The organism is Methylomonas lenta (assembly GCF_001644015.1).
Taxonomy (GTDB): Bacteria; Pseudomonadota; Gammaproteobacteria; order Methylococcales; family Methylomonadaceae; genus Methylomonas; species Methylomonas lenta.
On record NZ_LUUI01000091.1, the window covers coordinates 42,782 to 61,867 of the forward strand.

Consider the following 19,086-nt stretch of genomic DNA (forward strand, 5'->3'; position numbering starts at 1 on the left):
TAAATAATTGAGACGCTGATGTAGGAATGACTGGTTTTTTGAGGCACAATGGCTATGCAACGGATGCAAATACATGAACCTCTGCGCCGTGCTGTCGATTTATAGATGTGATTTTTGAGTAATTTTAAAATGAGTGATCATGATAAGCCGACAGCCCTGGCGTTTGACAACTGGATGTCTAAACTTGAGTTTAAGGGGAGGGCATGATCTGGAAAATACAGCGCTAACCGAGTAGCCGCCCAATCGCATATCTACTCATGGTTTTAAATCAATTTTTACTCTACACAATTAATGAAAACAACAAAATATTTTACAATTAACGCACTGTTAGTCTGTGCGCTGGCTTCAACCCAGATAGGTTGCTCCAGCATTAATAGCGCCAGCAATGACGCAAAAGCAGAAATCTTGGCGCCAGCCCCGGATACTGCTTTTACACCTGATGCGCAAAGGGAAGCAAAGGTAGCTTATTTGCCTTTTCAAAAAGTCTGGATTAAGCAAGATTTCGACTTTAAGGCCTATTCCAATTTAGTGGTTGCCCCAGTCAATACTGACTATATGTTGAAAATGGATTGGTTACATAAATTAAGTTCAGTTAATTTTTTATCGAATGTCAAACAAGACATACAAGATTTAGCGGTCTATTTTCAAAACCAAGTCATCACCGATTTTCAAAACGATCCTAATCAACGCTTTAATGTGCTTGATTTTCCTGCCCAGCAAACACAAGGTGTTTTACAGCTAGAGTTAGCGTTAATTGAAGTTGATCCATCTATGCCAATGTTGCATGCAGCAGGCTGGTTAGAAATGGGTGGTGGCACTGCCGCAGCTGTTATCAATAAAAGAACAGCGGCTTTTGAAGGGCGTATACGCGACCTCCGCACCAATGAAATTGTTGCAACCTTTGCCGATCGTAATATGCAAGATGTTGATCCACTGGATTTAACGCGTTTGACTTGGTATGGGCCCGCCAAGCAAATTATTGATATGTGGGCAAAGGAGTTTGTTGAAGTTGCCAATCGCCAACCTGGCGAAGTGGTTAGCGCTCCAACAGCATTTAGCTTAAATCCATTCTAGTAAGTCTGTCTGTTTTAACTATTATTACATCGTTCCGGTGCCACGAAATTCACAAGCGTTGCCAAGTGAATTCCGGCGCCGGAGCTTGTGAACGATTTGATTAAACGATTTAAAAACTAAAAATTCCAACATAAAACAAGGAAAACTCATGAAAGACAAAAGACATTGGCTGACCTTCGGCGCTACATTACTGGTTAACGTCTCGCTACTATCGGGATGCGCCAGTTCAGAAAGCAAAGACTCAGTGCGTGCCTTGGATGCAAAATCTCCGACTATGGCTGCGCAGGATCAAGCACCCGCAACCCAGGCGCAAGACAGACCTGGCGGGATTGAAGGTGAGATGCTGGTTATCACCGCAACAGTGAAAGCCATAGACAAAAAAAATCGTGTGGTTACCTTGCAAACTGCAGACGGTAAAATGAACAAGATTAAATGCGGGCCTGAAGTGCGTAATTTTGCCCAGATTCACGTCGGCGACGAAGTCAAGACCTCATTATTGGAAACGGTTGAGCTCTTCGTGACTGGCAATGAAGAACCTGCAGCAGAGCGGGTAACGGAAGCTGGTCGCGCACCTGTGGGTGGCAAACCGGGATTTGCAGCTGTTGACGCAATTGAAGTGAAAGCGGCCGTAGTTGGCATTAATTATCAGACTCGGGAAGTGACGTTGCAAGGTCCTGAGGGCAATTTCGTCGACGTGATAGCCGGGCCTGAAGTGCAACGCCTCAACGAAGTTAAAATAGGAGACTCGGTGGTGGCACGTCTGACGCGAGCAATTTCGATTGAAGTTAGCAAACCTAGCTTAAATTGATTTAATTGCTCACGCTGGACGATTTTTAAATACTTTATAACGTACTCCTCATTCTATCTATTGGCAAAAGCTTGGTTACTTGAGGAAGGCTGAAGCGAGTATCCAGGTCTTTATTTTTCTGGGTTCCGGCATGCGCGGGAATGAAAAACCCGTTTTAATCGGCGCTTTGTTAGCTTGCATTGGGTTTGGAAGAGTACAGTTCTAAGGTAGTGAGTAATCGCCACCTGCTGACGAATGTCGAAAAGGGTGGTTTTTTTATCAACATATGGAGAATGAAGCTATGAAAATATCAAAAAGAAACCTTGGTTTAACCAGTCAAGCGCCAACACGATTTGGTCGCTCTCTCCGAGTTGGCTTGGCTGTGCTGGTGATACCCCTGATTCTCAGCGGCTGCGCGACCGAGGCGCAGTTTCTCGCCCAAAATGAGCCTGCGGCCTTGAATACTGCGCTGTCCAGAGGCCGGTTCGAATTAAACTGTCCACAGGCGAGCGGTACGGTACTTTCAAAAAAGGTAACTTACATTAATGGCCTTGGTGTGGGTATGGGAGGCGGTGGTGGTTATGAATGGACTGAATACACTATTGGCGTCAGAGGTTGCGGAAAAAGTGCAGTTTTTGAAACGATGTGCCGCGATCAGGATAACTGTAACGCCTTCGCTGGGAATAATCAGGTTATACAAAATTAACCTGTGAGAACCCGCGTGCCACGTGTGAGGTTCAAGTCAAGTGAGCCGAGAGCGGCAGTATCTTGACACTCTAAGGCGCAAAGGCGCTTGGTTTTCACCCGCTATAGTAAAAGTGAAATAATCAAGCCAAGCCATTGCAAAGCTCCCCTTGCCAATCAGGGGAGTTTTGTTAAAACCGGCGAATGAAGCCAAATAAAATACGGCGGATTTTAGGCTGGGTGCGAGTATAAAATTTGACAATATTATTAATTTACAGGCTTGCTCTATGACATTTTTAAAAAACAAACGCTTTATCCAAGAAGGTATTCTTTGTCTAGTATTTGCCCTGTCGCTGATTGGCATGGGGATTACGGATTTTTCGCCAGTTGAAAGTCACCGTTATTGGGTGGTCATGATTGTGCTATTGGCTATTGCCGGTATCGGTCTGGGCTGGACCAGGAAAGACTATCAAGGCAATATCATTCATCTGGTTATCCGTGAACTTATCCATTGGGGCGCGACCTTGATAACGGTATTAGGTGTTTACATATTGCTGAGTACAGGGCGATTAAACTATGAAAGTACCGGGCTTATTATCGAGCTTATTCTTGGTTTATCGTTATTTCTTGATGGCCGAAACTTGGGCTGGCGCATTAGTCTGCTGGGTATTCTGGTTGGTTGTACAGCAATTATTGCAGCCTATGTTGAAGAGTATATATGGGTCGTGTTACTGGTTTCCTTGAGTCTATGGGTTATGGTTTACTATTGGGAGAAGCATCGTCATAAAAGCCTTTGATACTTTCCGACCGAATTATCACCGCTGTGCGTAGTCTGTTTTTGCCGAAACAGGACATGCGATCGAAATCTTCGCGGGCAATCGGAATAAACTGGCAATCTAATTCGCTTTGTCGGCTTTCTTCCGGGTCGGAGTCATGCATATAGAGACAGTCGTTGTCGAAGCCACTCATCACTACCCAATGTGGGGCTTTTTTACCATCCAGCGCAAAGGTGCTGATTAATATTAACGGAATGGCGCCGGCTTCGAAGCCGGTAATCAAATCGTTCTGAGTGATGTTGCTGTAGTGTATCTCCACGGCTTGTTCATACGCTTCGCGTTTGAAGCAGGTATCCACCAGTTCGATGACTTGTTTCTTGTCGTCATTACGCACACTATCGATAAACAGCGGCCCGGTCTGATTGATCCATACTTCCACGCTAAACTTGCGCCGTTTAGCCGCCAACGCCAAGCCTATCGGGTGACAGCCGCCATGGCCGGAGGTCATGAAAATAGTGGTGGCTTCCCGCCAAAGATTGATTTCCTCTTCTCGCGACGGCAGATAATTTTTATCCAGCGCATGCATGGCCATCATTAAGGCCGTAGGTCCACAGGTAAAAGGCGTGGTTTGCCGTAACCAGTGCACAGAACGATGCTGGGGGGTATCGTGATAACGGCGAATGCGTTTTTGATAGCGTAAGGCGTCTTTATGATCTTCATAATAATCACGGTAAAAGCCGAACATTTGGAAACCCAGCGCCTGGTAGAGACCGATTGCCGGCGTATTATCAACACTCACTTCCAGGCGTAAATACAAACGGCCATCGTCGCGAGCGGCCTGTTCGCCGGCCAGCATTAAGGCTTTGGCAATGCCATGGCCGCGCTGCTGTGGGGATATTGCCAGCGAATAGACGCGTGCTAAACGGGTGCCAGGGTGATAGATAATGAGGATGTAACCACAAATATGTTGCTGGGTTTCCGCCACCAGTAAGGCCCGATGTTGAGTGGTTAACCAATGGCGAAAGCTGCGACGACTGAGTCTATCGGTATCAAAGCTAGCATTTTCCAGAGCCACCAGCTCATCCAAATCAGTCAATCTTGCTGGGCGTATCGAGCTAGTCAAGACGACACCCCATTTAAAGCCTGACCTATCACCTGTCGACCGCGAAATAGCACCATTTCTCGCCAAGCCGGATCGTTCGGACAAAAATGTTGGCGCATGATTGCGCTGTGCGCTGTGCGGGCGGCATCGTTATCGGTTTGTGCCCAAAGCTGATGATCACGTAACAGAATGTTGAATAATTGATCGGTACTGTAGCTACCGAACTCAAGCGTGATATAGCAGCCGTCATCGTGCATGACCGCGTGCCACAAGTAATCCAGCAACCCAAGCTTAGGAACGGAGCTGGAGGTGCCGGCCAATGGCAATGTCACGGAATCACCATACCACTGCCGGGCAATCGCAGAACCGGCACTTTCGGGTGTGTGGTCACAGATAATCTCGCCATAACCATAAGACCCCAAACCCGTATGTAAATCGATGACGGCCAGCCTCCGCTGTTTTAACTCATAGTGTAGGATCAATTCTTCACAAACTAAACGGCCATGGGCGGCTTGCTTGCCGCCATAAAACGGTCCCTCAGGATCGAGATATTGGCCGCCGCTGATGGCTTTTTCCAAGGCTATGCGGCCATATTGATCGGCAAAGGCTGATAAAAGCTGTTGACGTTGCCCGGTATCCTGCTCAAACAGAGCTTGGCGTATCAGCTGGTAATCCGGGGTTTCTGGCAAGGCTTTAGAAAAATCCACCACATTACGATTCAAGTCAACCCCATCAGCGTCACAGCGCCGGGACCAGGCATAACCCCAGGGTGTTAAAGCATGTAGCAAGAGTAGGGCAGTGTTCTCGGGCAGTGTAGCAACTCCCTTGATCAATAAACGTAGCAAATCGATTTGAATCGCACTACCGGCAAAGCCTTCCACTCCGTGGGTGCCGGCAATCACTACCACCAGCCGCTCGGCATTTTCAGGACCTATCCAGACAGTATCGGTTGCCAAATCTTCGCTGTCAGGGCCTGAGCCTGTGCAGCCAAAAGACAGTTGCTGCTTTTGGCTGTTTAGCCCGGCAACCTGTTTTAGCCATTGTTGCCGCGCAGCCGCATAACCGACCGGAAAAATACCGGTGTAGAGATGGCTATCAATAAAGCGAATTGTCATGCCGGCGGACCTAAAAATTGCGTAGTAACATTTTTTTCAATGGTACACCTTGTTTAAAAATCTGTCTGGTTTCAGAATTAACACTTATTCAATTTTTTGGACACGCTTTGCCATGGCAAATACGCTTTTGGTCGTTGACAATCTTGCCGACTGGAATCCTTATTACCCCAGCGAACAAGTTATCAGTTTTGAGCAGTATCTTGCCTCAGAGCACCTGCATCAAGATCAACGCGTTCGGGTAATAAATCTATGTGGTGACTATGCCTATCTGTCGGATGGCTATTACTGCTCCTTACTGGCTGAGGCGCGCGATCATCATGTAATTCCCTCGGTCAAGGTTATTAACGATCTCGGAAAAAACGCTTTGTATCGTCTGCAACTTGAAGACTTTAGCCAGTCATTGGCTCGCGCCTTTAAAAAGCAAGCTCAGCAAGCTCAATTTAAGTTGTTTAGCTATTTTGGCAATACGTCTGAGGCAGATTTTCAGGAATTGGCGCGGCGCTTATTCGAACGCTTCCCCTGTCCAGTGCTGGAAATCACCTTACATTTTAATCAGCAATGGGAAATCACCGATCTTAATGCCGTCTCGCCGCGTAGCCTGGATGATGCTATGCAAACCTTGTTTGCTGAAGCGCTGGATAAATTTAGTAAAAAAGTCTGGCGTAAAAGCCGTGCCCGTAAAGCGGCGCGTTATGATCTGGCCGTGTTGATTAATCCTTTGGAAAAACTACCGCCCAGCAATCGCGGCGCATTGAAAAAGTTCATCAATGTCGGCAGGCAAATGGGTATCGACGTCGAATTGATTACCCAAAAACATTATGGCCGCATCCCCGAATTTGACGGTTTGTTTATCCGAGAAACCACCGCTATCGACCATCATACCTATCGTTTCGCCAAAAAAGCCGAAGCCGAAGGTTTGATGGTGATCGACGATCCCACATCCATTCTGCGCTGCGCCAACAAAGTCTATTTAGCCGATTTGTTTCGTACTCATAAAGTACCGACGCCCAAAACCTGGATACTGCATAAAGGTAATGCTGCACATCTGGATAAATTGGAAGCAACGGCAGGTTATCCAGTGGTGATCAAAATCCCGGATGGCTCGTTTTCCCGCGGCATTGCCAAAGTCAATAACCGCCAGGAATTGAACGATAAGGTGGCAGAGCTGTTTGAGCAATCGGCGCTACTGCTGGCGCAGGAATTTCTGTACACCGACTTCGACTGGCGCATTGGCATTTTCAACAACAAAGCCTTATATGCCTGTCGCTACTTTATGGTGAAAAATCACTGGCAAATCTACCGTCATGGCGCCAGTCGTACCGATAGTGGCAGCTTTGCTACCCTGCCGACCTTTGAGGTGCCTAAAGCCGTGCTGGATGCAGCACTGAAGGCGACGCAACCCATAGGCAATGGGCTGTATGGGGTGGATGTCAAGGAAATTAACGGCAAAGGCTATGTGATTGAGGTTAATGATAACCCCAGTATCGATAGCGGCGTAGAGGACCAATATTTGGGCGACGAATTGTATCGGGTAATTATCAGCGAATTCCTCAGGCGCATGGATAACCGCAGTAAAGGACTGCAAGCATGAGTTCGCGCTCAACATGTAGCCCGAATGCAGCCTGCGAAATCCGGGGCAGGGGGCGTCAGTGCGATTACTCCCTAAGCGTATCCCGATGATCTTCATTATTTTCCACCCCGGCCCACTCCAATTGATAACGGTTTTACGCGACAAAGCCATGAAAGCTGGAATAAGGTCAATCGCGGACATTTTTTACATGACTTAGTTTGACGGGGTTGAAATGAATGTAGTCAATATGCCGGACATATTCCGTCAGTTGCTCGTTGCTAGCAACGGTTTTAGCAGTGTAATCCGCCGGCATTCCCTTGAGGCTCTCGGGGAATGCCGGCGGCTGCTAAGGAGTTACCCTATTAAGCAGGTACTACGCGTTTACGACGGTTTGCGCCTATCAAGCTGGCGATCGCGCCACCGAACAACCAAGCTGCGCCTGGTACGGGTACTGGCGAAGCTTGTGAAATGCTCAGAGAGTAACCATCAGTGGTTGTGCCCCAGTCACCATTTCTATAGCCACCTAAAAAGATGCTATAAATTTGGCCGGCTTCGGCATTAAAACTAATAGTGTTCAGGTTGCTAGGGGTTGCACCGCCAACGCTATAAGCGACGATGTCTGTTGACGACAGAGCTCCAGTCATCGGAAAGTAGATACCAGGCGCGACTTCTATAGAATAGGGATTAGATTTGTCGGCATCAATTCCGCTCACGTTATTATCCGCATTCCATGCCCCATGGTGGTTATAATCAGTTACCGTGTCCATGCCTTTGAAGATGGTAAAGCCAAAGTCGGTGCCGGATTGCAGGAGGCCGGTTACGTTCAGGGTAACGGTGCCAGCAGTATCGGTTTTGAATAGGCCCAACTCCAGATCATGACGCCAGCCGGATGCGCCATCAAGCGCGTTATCACTCCAGGCACCTTTGGCGGTGTCGATATCAGCGTATTTGCCGTATTTATTGAACGCGTCGAACGTAGAGATGGTGGCAGTATTGCTCAGGCCGCCGGTAAATTCAGCACCCCAGTTCAAATGGGAGCCGGTATAGCCAAAAGCTGCCGTGGTTGCGCTCGCGGTGCCCGCCCATGATTTTACCGCAGCGCCACCGATGTTGGTGAAAGGGCTGTCGCCATTGGTCCAGCCGTCGGTATTGCCATAATAGGAAGCCTTCCAAACGCCGCCCAGGGTTGGGTTAATTGTGCCAGCCGAACTAAATCCGCCGGTACTGGACAGGTTGTACATAGTGGTTGATGCCGCTGATGCAGTAGATACTGCGCCGAAAGACAAGGCTGCGCCTGTCAGTGCGAAAGCAATGGCTTTAGAAAGTTGAGTTTTTTTCATTTATATGCCTCAAAAGTTTAAATAATGAAGTGGAGCAGCCGTATGCCTGTTTCTTAGGGTATTAGGGCTTTCCGTTTGCATGTCCTAAGAGGTGGTGCAACGCTCTTGAGGCAAGATCTCGCACTTTCCGGCCCCGCCTCGCGACGGGTGTGGCTTTGACTCTTAGGGGTCCTGACCGCATACTTGATTCGGCCTGCTTTTATCGTAAGCAGGTAGCGTGCCAACCTTTGTGTTAAGCGGCTGCCAGGCTTTTATGGGGTGTCTAGCGTTAAAGCCTGTCGGCATTTTTGTGGCATATGCCTTAATTTCTATCGTCTATTTCGGTGATTTGCCGTATTCGCTTGATTTGTCGCAACTTAAGACCGTGTGTCTTGCTGGTTTAGTCGAGTTCTATTCAGTGCGTGCTGATGCTGGACGGCTAAAAGACTAGGGGAATTCAAGCAAATCAGACTGGCGTATTGTCAATTGTACCTGTGGGTAGGTCTGGGGTTTAGGTGCTTGTAAATAAGGCATTTCACACATAAGGGTGTGTGATATGCCTTATTCTGAATCGGTTTGTGGGGCTAAACGGCCGGTTTAACGCTATTCTAATGGTGGTATGGTTTTTGCTGATATGTCTATATGAAGCGCTGTGTCATTTGCCATGTTTTATTCTGGCTGGGCTCAAGCTACCCACGCATCATGCTTGCGAGCATTAATCAATCTAGGCCTACTGAGTGTTTGACCATCTAAGTCCCAATACGCTAAATCGTAACAATAGCCGCTCTTATATTACGAGTTCACCTGCTCAGAACAAACCCGTGCTGGCACAAAATACCGTGGCGCCATCAAACTCTGCGTCCGCCACTTTCGTGCGGCCGCATTTGGCCAAACAGCAAGCGTTTGTTCGGGTAATCGACAGTTGTATTGTCTTGATGTCTCTGTGGTTGACCATATTTGTGTTAAAGCAGAACTGGCCGGGTGAATATGATTGGAATGATCTATATCTGAGCTATGGGTTTAGTGGTCTACTGGTGTTTCAGTTTTTCGCCGAATACAACGAGGTTTATAACAACTGGCGTGGCGCGCCACTATCTAATCAGCTGTTTCGTATTATTGGATCGTGGCTGCTGACTCTGTTGACCATCATATTGTTATCTTTTTTTACCCGTGCCGTTGTCGATACATCCAGGCTGGCTATTGGCATTTGGTCGATTTCGAATCTGGTTTTTCTGACTACATTTCATGCGTCGTATCATTATCTGGTTCGCATCGCCCGACCGGCCGACCGGCACACCTTGTCGGTGGGCATCGTGGGCGCTAACTCGTTAGGTCATCGCTTATTGGACACCTTTACCGCTATGCCAGCATTAGGCTATAAGTTTGCTGGTTTTTATGATGATCGCAAGCCGCAACCAGGGCGACGAATGATAGGCGCTGAAGATCAATTGAAAGGGGGGCTGGAAAGGCTTTATGAAGATGCCCGGTCTGGCGCGGTAGAGACTATTTTTGTCACGCTGCCGATGGCAGCTGAAAATCGGGTTCGCGAGATATTGGATAAGCTGGGCGATACCACCGCCACAGTGTTTTATGTGCCTGACCTGTTTGCCTTTAATCTGGTCAGTTCGCGTTGCGTGATGCTGCAGGGTATTCCATGCTTCAGTGTTTATGGCTCACCGTTTGATCAAGAGCCGCTAGATAGCATGTTGAAGCGGGCTGAGGACATTTTACTATCCAGTCTGATTCTGTGCCTTATCGCACTACCCATGCTGTTTATTGCCATCGGGGTAAAAATCAGCTCAGCGGGCCCGATACTCTTTCGGCAAAAACGCTACGGCGTGGATGGTACGCCCATCAATGTTTGGAAGTTTCGCACCATGACGGTATGCGAGAACGGTGCTAAGGTGACGCAAGCTACCCGTAACGATGCCAGAATTAAGCCTTATGGCGCATTTTTGCGCAAATACTCGCTTGATGAGCTGCCGCAGTTTTTTAATGTTATACAGGGTCGTATGTCTATCGTCGGACCCAGACCACATGCTGTTGCGCATAACGAATTATATCGCAAGGAAATATCTCAATACATGCTGAGGCATAAGGTTAAGCCTGGCATAACGGGTTTGGCGCAAGTCAATGGCTGTCGTGGGGAAACCGATACCCTGGAGAAGATGGAGAGCCGAGTGACTTATGATTTGCGCTATATTCAGAATTGGAGCCTCTTAATGGACCTTAAGGTTATCTTTTTGACTATCTTTCAGGTATTTCGTGATCCCAACGCATATTAACTAACGCCTCTTGGCCCTCATTAAAAAAGGAGGGCCACATTTAATGTGATGAAATCCTGGGCAATTATTTATCTAAAAAAATATTGGATGAATGATTTTTCAAGATTCATGGGCCTTAAGCAGCAACCTATTATATTTGGTGTACAAACCTAGGTTTGTAGTCCAAATATTGGCATTTTAATGGCAGTGCCAAGCTGACTTATTTTCCCGTGTTTCGGGAGGTCATTGGTCACTCATCCTTAGTGGCTACTCGCCAGCCAAATAATTATCTTTCAGCCGGATGTAATGTTGATAGGAATATTCTAAAAACGCTTTTTCTGATTCAGTTAAAGCACGGATAGGCTTGGCAGGCGCACCGACATACAGATACCCACTTTGTAAGGTTTTACCAGGCGGCACTAAAGCCCCGGCTGCTAGCATCACATAGTCCTCCAGCACTGCAGCGTCCATGATAATGGCACCGATGCCAACTAGGCAGTAATTGCCTATGCTACAACCATGCACTACAGCCCGGTGGCCTATGGTGACGCCTTTGCCGATAGTCAGCTTATGCCCGGTTTCTGAATAATCCCCGGCATGTGAGACATGCAGAACCGAGCCATCTTGTACATTCGTACCAGCGCCGATTTGGATGGCCTCCACATCGCCACGGATTACGCTAGTGGGCCAAATCGAAACATCGTCACCGAGACTGACATCGCCTATGACGACGGCGGTGGGATCGATATACACATTGATACCGATATGGGGGTGTTTATCTTTAAAGCTTCTAATTGCCACAAAAACTCCTGTTTTTTGCCATAATTGCTGGGTAGATGTTACGCAATTGCGTTGCGGTTCTCCACAAATTTATGAGGTTATCATGGCAATTATGGATGGCATTAAACGCCAACTGCGCTCGGTTATTGAATGGCAAAACCCGCCGGCCGACGTATTGTTTATGCAATGGAGCGAAAATGGCGATGAGATTAAAAACGCTTCCAAGCTGATCGTGGGGCCGGGGCAGGGCTGCATTTTTGTTTATGAAGGCCAGGTTAAGGCGATTATCGAAGAGCAATCTTTGATTAATCTGCAAACTGACAACGTGCCGTTTTGGACCACTATCAAAAAATTCATGCAGTTTTTTGTCAGTGAGCACAAGGTGGGGATTTATTTTTATAGAAAAACCAAAATCCTTGATCAAAAGTGGGGCACTACCTCGCTAATCAAATATCAAGACCCAAAATATCAGTTTCCGATTGGTTTGAAAGCTTATGGTAATTACAGTTATCAGATAGCGGATGCCAATGCCTTTTTCGTGAATATCGTTGGTAGTCATAATCAAATTGGTATAGACGAATTTCGAAAAATAATCTCGGCGCGTGTGATTCAGCCTATCAGCGACTATCTGGCCGAATGTAGCTACAGCTATGCGGATATTGATGCGAATCGGGAGGAAATTGCTCGCGGGATTTCCATCAAACTGGCAATCGTGTTCCGCAAACTGGGTTTTAGCATCAGCGATTTTAGAATCGAAGGTACGGATTTTGACGATGATACCTTGCGCCGCATCAATCGGATTGCCGATTTAACGGCCGAAGCTCATGCAGCCCAAACGGTGGGGCTGGATTACGCCAAAGTGCAACAACTGGATGCCATGCGCGAAGCGGCTCGTAACGAAAGCGGGGCGGCGGGTGCCGGTATGGGGCTTGGCGCCGGGGTGGCGCTTGGACAAAACATGGCGCAAGGTATGAGTGACATGACCCACAATGCGAATCCAGCCATTGATGACATTACTGGTAAGCTCAAGCAGCTCAAGCTGTTGTTTGAAGCGCAGCTGATTTCGGAAGCCGAATACAGCGCCAAAAAACAAGAATTGCTGTCCAGATTTTAACCATGGCGAGTTGTAATAGTTGTTCGGCACCGTTAGCACCCAATACCCAATATTGTCATTATTGCGGGGTACGAAATGATGTGGATTTGCGCGGCAAACACGATTATCGGGTTGTTACCCGCGAATCGACTCGGATCTGTCCGGAATGTAATGTAAACCTACAAACTATCGCCTTAGACATGCAGCCGCCGTTGCAAATCGAGCGCTGTGTATCCTGTTTTGGTTTGTTTTTCGATCCTGGTGAAGTCGAAACTTTATTGGAAACAGCCGTTTCACCGGTATTTTCCATCAATCAGGAATTGCTGGGCAATATCAACAAAGATCGCTATCAAAAAGATAAGCCGGTGAAATATCTCGAATGCCCGGAATGTTTGAACATGATGAATCGCGTGGTATTCGGCCATCGTAGCGGGGTAGTGATCGATCAGTGTAGAGCGCATGGCGTTTGGCTGGATGGGGGTGAAATTAGCCATTTATTGGAGTGGAAGCGAGCAGGTGGGCAAATCCTGGATCAGAAAAACAAGGCGGAACTTCAGCAAAAAAAGCGTAGGCCATCCGAATCGCGAGCAGAAATCGACATGCTGATGCAAAACTACGGTAAACCTAGTGCAGAAAGCGATTTGTTGGAAACCGTCGCCAGTCTGATATTTAAAGTGTTTGAGTAGTCTGGAGTTCTAACATGGCCGGTAGAAAAAATTCGCTGACTAACAGCGGTTGGTTATGAATGGCGTATAGCGTGCGACGCCCCCAGACGGTCTGTTTAATTTGAAACTGATCTTGTACCGCAGATGACCAACAGCCTGGCGCAGCTTGGCTGAAATAGCGCTGGCGTAACTCCAGATCAGGATAAGCAAAAATCACCTCTCCCAAAGGTCGTGTTCCCAAATGCGATAAATTGCGATGCGCGATGCGTATTGTTTGTTCCGGCAATACTGTGCGGGCCAGCACCAGTGGCGTGCCCTCAATATGCAGCAGCACTTCGCGGATCAATTGATAGCGGTGATGCGGTATTTTCAGTCGTTGACATTCTTCAGCAAACGCTGGTTTCCATTGATGAAATAACAATTGCACAGCCAGATTTTTGCCGTATACGCTACGCAAGCGCTTGGTAAGAGACCCCGTTTCGTTTAGCCAGGGGCTTAATGTCTGAGGTGGTTGCAAATCAGAACCCCGCAATTGCGTCTTCCAAAGCGGTGGGCGGATAAATAAATGGCTAATGCTGGACAAAGGGGTTACTAGCTAGGTTGGCTGTGGTGGCAAAAAACTAAAGCTATTGTACCGATTGTTTGGCTAATTTTTATAAACTGATTACAACGGGGCCAGTAAACTATGAATTCTATTGTCCTGGAAAATTTTTTTTTCCAATACTGGTCTAGTTCACCACGATAAATGCCAGCAATGGCATTTAGGACTATTTTTAGCCTGCAGTAAAAACTCCCCATCTCGCATTAGCGGCAGAATTGCATCAACAATCGATTTTACGAGCTGTAATTGACAATCAAATAATTGATTGACACAATCATAATCAATCGATTGATTGAATTTTAATTACAGGCATGACAAAAGTTATGGATAAGGATACAGGACTAACGGACGCGCGTAGCAAACTCGTTTTGGCTGCATTACATGTATTTGCAGAGAAAGGTTTTGAAGGTGCCACAACCCGCGAAATCTGCGAGCAGGCCAACGCGTACATCTCAGCCATTCGCTATTATTTTGGTGATAAGGCAGGCTTATATCGGGCCGCATTTACCGAGCCCATGGGCGATAAACCTTGTCACTTTAGCATCGAAGTCTATGCCAACCTGCCATTACAAGAAGCCCTGGTGTTATTTTTCAAAGAGTTTCTTGAACCCTTAAGCAAGGGCGAGGAATTACGTCTGGTTATGAAGCTGCATTTTCGTGAAATGCTTGAACCCACCGGCGCATGGCTGCAGGAAATTGACGCCGAAATCAAGCCGCAACATACAGCGATGGTTGGCATGCTGAAACAGCATCTGGGCCTTATTCGTATCGATAACGAGTTGCATCGCTTGGCTTTTGCCATCATCGGCATGGGTGTGCATTTCTATGTCGGTTATGACGTTGTTAAAGCCATTACGCCCCAAATAGTGGAAACGCCTAAAGCGCTTGATGCCTTGGCTAATAGTCTGGCAGCGTATTCGGTAGCCATGATTGAAGCTGAAGCCAAACGTCGAACACTAGGAGGGTGTCATGGGGCTATTGAATAGTTATTTGCAATATCGAATACTCGCAAAATATCGCTGGAGGAACAGCATGCACAAAATTAAATGGATTATCTATTTAATGCTCATGATAAGTTTTGATGTTTCCACCGCTTTTTGTGATGAATCTTCCACTGTTGATCAACCTTTGGTTCGAGCGGCGCTGAGTGTTACTGTGATTCGGCCGGAAACACTAGACATTGTTTCAAGCTTAACGGCCAACGGTTCCGTGGCGGCCTGGCAAGAAGCCATCATAGGTGCGGAAGTTAGCGATTTGCGTTTGCAAGAGATTAGGGTTGATGTCGGTGAAACAGTCCGCAAAGGCCAGGTTCTGGCAGTCTTTACTGACGAAAGCGTGTTGGCGGATGTTGCGCAAAACAAAGCGTTATTGGCAGAAGCCGAAGCAAATTTATCCGAGGCTAGGCTGAATGCCGACCGAGCCAGACAAGCAGCCGGTTCCAGTGCCTTTAGTGCTCAGCAAATCACCCAATACTTCACCCGTGAGAAGACAGCTGCTGCCAGAGTAGCGTCAGCAAAAGCACAATTGCATAGTCAATTGCTTAGGCAAAAACATACCCGAGTGCTGGCAAGCGACAATGGCATTATTTCATCACGCACCGCCACCCTTGGCGCGGTAGCGACGCCGGGACAGGAGTTATTTAGACTGATACGTCAACAGCGACTGGAATGGCGGGCGGAAATGACAGCGTCTGAAATGGCGCAACTTCGGCCTGGCCTTAAGGTGAGGGTAGAAGTACCTAATGTCGCAGTTGTGGAAGGTACTGTCCGTTTTCTGGCTCCCACTCTGGACGCTCAAAGCCGCAATGGTTTGGTTTATGTTGATTTGCCGGATGCCACAGAAAAAGGTCTGCGTTCGGGGATGTTTGCTCAGGGCGAATTCTTCTTGGGGACTAGCGTCGCATTGACGATCCCACAAAGCGCATTGTCGTTGCGCGAGGGTTTTAGCTATGTTTTTCGTTTAGGGCCTCAAACAGGCGACCAAGCCTCGGTTACGCAAGTCAAAGTGCAGTTGGGCCGTAGAACTGGCGATCGCTTTGAAGTAATTGCCGGTCTCAGTCTGGATGATAAGTTAGTGGCAAGTGGTGCTGCATTTTTAGCGGATGGGGATGTTGTCAAAGTGGTACAGCCATGAATGTTTCCGCCTGGAGTATACGTAACCCGATTCCTTCTATGATGCTGTTCGTTATGCTGACGTTGGGTGGCGTGATTAGTTTTAAAAGTATGAAAATTCAAAATTTTCCTGACTTGGAGCTGCCCACTGTCAGCATAGTGAGTAGCTTACCCGGCGCGTCACCTTCGCAATTGGAAACCGATGTAGCCCGCAAAATTGAAAACTCGCTGGCTACTTTGCAAGGGCTCAAGCACATCACGACTAAAATCCAGGACGGCAGCGTCACTATCACAGCCGAATTTCGATTGGAAAAGCCTGTGCAGGAGGCACTTGACGATGTGCGTTCAGCGGTGGCAAAAGTACGTGCCGATTTGCCAGGCGATTTGCGCGACCCGATTGTCACAAAGCTGGATGTCGCCGGATCACCCATCTTGGCATTTACTGTAGCTTCCAGTAAACGGGATGATGAGGCTTTATCCTGGTTTGTCGATGATAGTGTCACGAAAAAATTACTGACTGTACCGGGTGTGGGGAGTGTAAAGCGAGTGGGCGGAGTGACTCGAGAAGTTACCATTGCATTGGACCCCATCAAGCTGCAATCCTTGGGTGCAACAGCCGCCGACATTTCCCGCCAATTACGCGAAGTGCAACAAGAGAGCTCCGGCGGCCGGGCAGATTTGGGGGGTGGAGAACAACCATTACGCACCTTGGCCAATGTTAAGTCTGTTGAAGAATTACGCCCACTGGCAATATCGCTTGCCGATGGTCGTCGTATCCGTCTTGAACAAGTGGCAACAGTCACTGACAGTGTGGCGGAGTCCCGTACTCTAGCGCTGCTGAATGGCAAGCCGGTAGTGGGTTTTGAAGTCACACGCAGTCGGGGCGCCAGTGAGGTGGAAGTGGGGGATGAAGTACAAAAAATACTGGCTGAATTAAAACTTAGCCATCCCGATATTGGATTTACCGAAGCCTTTAATTTTGTGCTTCCCGTAGCCGAAGAGTATCAAGGTTCCATGATGTTGCTGTATGAAGGTGCTTTGCTGGCGGTATTTGTGGTGTGGCTGTTTCTGAAAGAATGGCGCGCGACTTTTATCTCGGCAGTCGCGCTACCTTTATCTGTCATTCCAGCCTTTATGGGGATGGATTATTTAGGCTTTTCAATCAATGTGGTTACTTTGCTGGCGCTATCTTTGGTGGTAGGCATATTGGTTGATGATGCGATTGTGGAAGTAGAAAACATCGTCCGTCATTTGCACATGGGTAAAACACCTTATCAAGCGGCCATGGAAGCGGCAGATGAAATTGGTCTGGCAGTGGTGGCCACCACATTTACCCTGATTGCGGTTTTTTTACCGACTGCATTTATGAGCGGTATAGCGGGACGCTTTTTTAAACAATTCGGCTGGACAGCCGCATTAGCCGTTTTTGCGTCGTTAGTCGTCGCCCGTATGCTTACCCCGATGATGGCCGCGTATATGCTGAGAAGTACGCCGAAAGTTGCAGAGAAAGACGGCTTTATCATGCGCTATTACTTAAGTTTTGCTGCCTTGTGTCTTAAGCATCGCTTCCTGACTATCTGTGCCGCTGTGGCTTTTTTTATCGGTTCGATAGCACTCATCCCGCTGTTACCCAAAGGCTTTATACCGCCGGATGACAACTCCCAAAGTCAAGTAATTGTAGAATTACCACCGGGCTCTACGTTAGCGCAAACCTATGCGGCCGCAGAAACCGCGCGACAATTGATTGCAAGCTTACCTTATGTCAACAACATCTATACCACCATTGGTGACGGCTCGGTTGGTACCGATCCTTTAGCGCCACCTGCAGGTAGTGGTGAAGTCCGCAAAGCCAGTCTGACCGTGCTACTGACAAACCGCCAGGAACGCACGGAACGCAAACAGATTATCGAACACAAAATCAGGGAAGCGCTCAAAGCATTGCCGGGTGTGCGGACAAAAGTTGGCATGGGGGCATCTGGTGAAAAGTATGTGCTGGTACTTAGTGGTGATGATCCGCAAAGTTTAATCACTGCCGCGCGCGCCGTTGAGAAAGATTTACGAACTATTGTTGGGCTGGGCAATATTGCCTCCAGCGCAGCCTTGGTAAGACCTGAAATTGCTGTAAAACCGAATTTCGAGCGTGCCGCTGATCTGGGTGTCACCTCGGCAGCCATTGCAGAAACGTTGCGTATTGCCACTATTGGCGATTATGACATGGCTTTGCCAAAGTTCAATCTGGCAAAGCGCCAAGTACCCATCATGGTCAAGCTGGCTGAGACAGGAAGGCAGGATATGTCTGTGCTGGAGCGTTTAGCTGTTCCTTCTAGCAAAGCCGGTGCGGGTTCTGTAATGGTAGGGCAGGTGGCAACCTTGGAGTTGTCCAGCGGACCAGCGGTAATCGACCGTTACGATCGCTCGCGAAACGTCAATTTCGAAATTGAACTTGCCAGCCTGCCGCTAGGGGATGTCGCCAGCGCTGTGCAAAATTTGCCCAGCATTCAAAATCTTCCGGCTGGGGTCAGGCAGGTCAATATTGGGGATGCTGAAATGATGAATGAGCTATTTGCCAGTTTCGGACTAGCCATGATGATTGGCGTACTCTGCATCTATATTGTCCTGATACTGCTATTCAAGGATTTTCTACAACCCATTACCATTTTACTGGCTTTGCCGCTGTCGTTTGGCGGTGCGTTTGTTGGTTTATTGTTGGCTGGAAAAAGTTTTTCCATGCCCTCGTTGATTGGTCTGATCATGTTGATGGGCATCGCCACCAAAAACTCAATTCTGCTGGTTGAATACGCCATAGTTGCCAGACGCGAGCATGACATGAGCCGATTTGATGCGCTAATCGATGCTTGTCACAAGCGAGCGCGTCCGATACTTATGACCACCATCGCCATGGGCGCCGGCATGCTGCCTATCGCCATGGGCACGAGTATCGCGGATACTTCATTCCGCAGTCCAATGGCCATTGCTGTTATCGGAGGCTTGGTCACGTCTACGCTACTCAGTCTATTGGTCATTCCGGTTGCGTTTAGTTATTTGGACGATATCAGAGTACAGATTGCAAAAGTTTGGCCTCCCACCTGAGTGATCTGTTTTCCAGTTCTAAATGTCAGTGGGCAAGGCTTTAACTATTAAAATA

At 47.9% G+C, this 19,086-nt stretch carries 17 protein-coding genes; 12 read left to right on the forward strand and 5 right to left on the reverse strand.

The window, feature by feature from the left end:
* Positions 1–291 precede the first annotated feature (291 nt).
* From A1359_RS07560 to A1359_RS07575, 4 genes are all read left to right on the forward strand, one after another.
* Positions 292–1,074, forward strand: coding sequence for a DUF3313 family protein (locus A1359_RS07560; protein WP_066980417.1), 783 nt, complete (start codon positions 292–294; stop codon positions 1,072–1,074).
* Positions 1,075–1,222: 148 nt separating this feature from the next.
* Positions 1,223–1,882, forward strand: coding sequence for a hypothetical protein (locus A1359_RS07565; RefSeq protein ID WP_066980420.1), 660 nt, complete (start codon positions 1,223–1,225; stop codon positions 1,880–1,882).
* 280 nt (positions 1,883–2,162) lie between these two features.
* Entirely contained in the window at positions 2,163–2,567 is a 405-nt protein-coding gene (locus tag A1359_RS07570; protein WP_066980422.1) for a hypothetical protein, read from the forward strand.
* Positions 2,568–2,832: 265 nt separating this feature from the next.
* Entirely contained in the window at positions 2,833–3,342 is a 510-nt protein-coding gene (locus A1359_RS07575; protein ID WP_066980424.1) for a hypothetical protein, read from the forward strand.
* Here the strand turns inward: A1359_RS07575 and A1359_RS07580 are convergent.
* Together A1359_RS07580 and A1359_RS07585 are read right to left on the reverse strand one after the other, a co-directional pair.
* Entirely contained in the window at positions 3,299–4,444 is a 1,146-nt protein-coding gene (locus A1359_RS07580) for a GNAT family N-acetyltransferase/peptidase C39 family protein (protein ID WP_066980427.1), read from the reverse strand. The two genes, A1359_RS07575 and A1359_RS07580, sit on opposite strands and share 44 nt — an antisense overlap.
* Positions 4,441–5,538 carry a DUF2817 domain-containing protein gene (locus A1359_RS07585; RefSeq protein ID WP_066980430.1) on the reverse strand — a complete coding sequence of 366 codons (1,098 nt, stop codon included), beginning with the start codon at positions 5,536–5,538 and terminating at the stop codon, positions 4,441–4,443. Before A1359_RS07585 ends, A1359_RS07580 begins: the two co-directional genes overlap by 4 nt.
* Before the next feature lie 112 nt (positions 5,539–5,650).
* Here A1359_RS07585 and A1359_RS07590 point away from each other — a divergent pair, with 112 nt between their 5' ends.
* Positions 5,651–7,129 (forward strand): RimK family protein, encoded by a 1,479-nt coding sequence (locus tag A1359_RS07590; protein ID WP_066980505.1) that lies wholly within the window; start codon positions 5,651–5,653, stop codon positions 7,127–7,129.
* A gap of 341 nt (positions 7,130–7,470) precedes the next feature.
* On the opposite strand, the gene A1359_RS07595 is transcribed toward A1359_RS07590, so the two are convergent.
* The gene (locus A1359_RS07595) at positions 7,471–8,448 is read right to left on the reverse strand and encodes a hypothetical protein (RefSeq protein ID WP_066980433.1); all 978 of its coding nucleotides are present in this window, start codon (positions 8,446–8,448) and stop codon (positions 7,471–7,473) included.
* Positions 8,449–8,665: 217 nt separating this feature from the next.
* On the opposite strand from A1359_RS07595, the gene A1359_RS22310 reads away from it, so the two are divergent.
* Complete coding sequence (locus A1359_RS22310) at positions 8,666–8,878, forward strand: hypothetical protein (protein WP_157200499.1); 213 nt, start codon at positions 8,666–8,668, stop codon at positions 8,876–8,878.
* Positions 8,879–9,164: 286 nt separating this feature from the next.
* Positions 9,165–10,712 carry an undecaprenyl-phosphate glucose phosphotransferase gene (locus A1359_RS07600; protein WP_232322154.1) on the forward strand — a complete coding sequence of 516 codons (1,548 nt, stop codon included), beginning with the start codon at positions 9,165–9,167 and terminating at the stop codon, positions 10,710–10,712.
* A 246-nt stretch (positions 10,713–10,958) separates the two neighbouring features.
* Here the strand turns inward: A1359_RS07600 and A1359_RS07605 are convergent, their stop codons facing one another.
* A complete protein-coding gene (locus tag A1359_RS07605) occupies positions 10,959–11,492 on the reverse strand; it encodes a gamma carbonic anhydrase family protein (protein WP_066980436.1) in 534 nt (177 codons plus the stop codon).
* 82 nt (positions 11,493–11,574) lie between these two features.
* Here A1359_RS07605 and A1359_RS07610 point away from each other — a divergent pair, with 82 nt between their 5' ends.
* Together A1359_RS07610 and A1359_RS07615 are read left to right on the forward strand one after the other, a co-directional pair.
* The gene (locus tag A1359_RS07610) at positions 11,575–12,585 is read left to right on the forward strand and encodes an SPFH domain-containing protein (protein ID WP_066980439.1); all 1,011 of its coding nucleotides are present in this window, start codon (positions 11,575–11,577) and stop codon (positions 12,583–12,585) included.
* 2 nt (positions 12,586–12,587) lie between these two features.
* Positions 12,588–13,250 (forward strand): zf-TFIIB domain-containing protein, encoded by a 663-nt coding sequence (locus tag A1359_RS07615; protein ID WP_066980442.1) that lies wholly within the window; start codon positions 12,588–12,590, stop codon positions 13,248–13,250.
* Here A1359_RS07615 and A1359_RS07620 read toward each other — a convergent pair.
* Positions 13,234–13,812 (reverse strand): chorismate--pyruvate lyase family protein, encoded by a 579-nt coding sequence (locus tag A1359_RS07620; protein WP_083960550.1) that lies wholly within the window; start codon positions 13,810–13,812, stop codon positions 13,234–13,236. The genes A1359_RS07615 and A1359_RS07620 overlap by 17 nt on opposite strands.
* A 329-nt stretch (positions 13,813–14,141) precedes the next feature.
* Between A1359_RS07620 and A1359_RS07625 the strand changes: the two genes are divergently transcribed.
* The 3 genes from A1359_RS07625 to A1359_RS07635 are packed head-to-tail and all read left to right on the forward strand — an operon-like array spanning position 14,142 to position 19,031.
* Positions 14,142–14,816 carry a CerR family C-terminal domain-containing protein gene (locus A1359_RS07625; RefSeq protein WP_066980448.1) on the forward strand — a complete coding sequence of 225 codons (675 nt, stop codon included), beginning with the start codon at positions 14,142–14,144 and terminating at the stop codon, positions 14,814–14,816.
* 46 nt (positions 14,817–14,862) lie between these two features.
* The gene (locus A1359_RS07630; RefSeq protein WP_066980451.1) at positions 14,863–15,963 is read left to right on the forward strand and encodes an efflux RND transporter periplasmic adaptor subunit; all 1,101 of its coding nucleotides are present in this window, start codon (positions 14,863–14,865) and stop codon (positions 15,961–15,963) included.
* Positions 15,960–19,031: an efflux RND transporter permease subunit gene (locus tag A1359_RS07635; protein ID WP_066980455.1), complete on the forward strand. Its 3,072-nt coding sequence runs from the start codon at positions 15,960–15,962 to the stop codon at positions 19,029–19,031. Before A1359_RS07630 ends, A1359_RS07635 begins: the two co-directional genes overlap by 4 nt.
* Positions 19,032–19,086 lie beyond the last annotated feature (55 nt).

What these genes read in the sequence shown, in the direction of transcription:
- A1359_RS07630 (WP_066980451.1), top strand. Translation starts at nt 14,863, where the DNA reads ATGCACAAAATTAAATGGATTATCTATTTAATGCTCATGATAAGTTTT.
- A1359_RS07595 (WP_066980433.1), bottom strand. Translation starts at nt 8,448, where the DNA reads ATGAAAAAAACTCAACTTTCTAAAGCCATTGCTTTCGCACTGACAGGC.
- A1359_RS07585 (WP_066980430.1), bottom strand. Translation starts at nt 5,538, where the DNA reads ATGACAATTCGCTTTATTGATAGCCATCTCTACACCGGTATTTTTCCG.
- A1359_RS07575 (WP_066980424.1), top strand. Translation starts at nt 2,833, where the DNA reads ATGACATTTTTAAAAAACAAACGCTTTATCCAAGAAGGTATTCTTTGT.
- A1359_RS07570 (WP_066980422.1), top strand. Translation starts at nt 2,163, where the DNA reads ATGAAAATATCAAAAAGAAACCTTGGTTTAACCAGTCAAGCGCCAACA.
- A1359_RS07560 (WP_066980417.1), top strand. Translation starts at nt 292, where the DNA reads ATGAAAACAACAAAATATTTTACAATTAACGCACTGTTAGTCTGTGCG.
- A1359_RS07625 (WP_066980448.1), top strand. Translation starts at nt 14,142, where the DNA reads ATGACAAAAGTTATGGATAAGGATACAGGACTAACGGACGCGCGTAGC.
- A1359_RS07615 (WP_066980442.1), top strand. Translation starts at nt 12,588, where the DNA reads ATGGCGAGTTGTAATAGTTGTTCGGCACCGTTAGCACCCAATACCCAA.
- A1359_RS07590 (WP_066980505.1), top strand. Translation starts at nt 5,651, where the DNA reads ATGGCAAATACGCTTTTGGTCGTTGACAATCTTGCCGACTGGAATCCT.
- A1359_RS07610 (WP_066980439.1), top strand. Translation starts at nt 11,575, where the DNA reads ATGGCAATTATGGATGGCATTAAACGCCAACTGCGCTCGGTTATTGAA.
- A1359_RS07565 (WP_066980420.1), top strand. Translation starts at nt 1,223, where the DNA reads ATGAAAGACAAAAGACATTGGCTGACCTTCGGCGCTACATTACTGGTT.
- A1359_RS07635 (WP_066980455.1), top strand. Translation starts at nt 15,960, where the DNA reads ATGAATGTTTCCGCCTGGAGTATACGTAACCCGATTCCTTCTATGATG.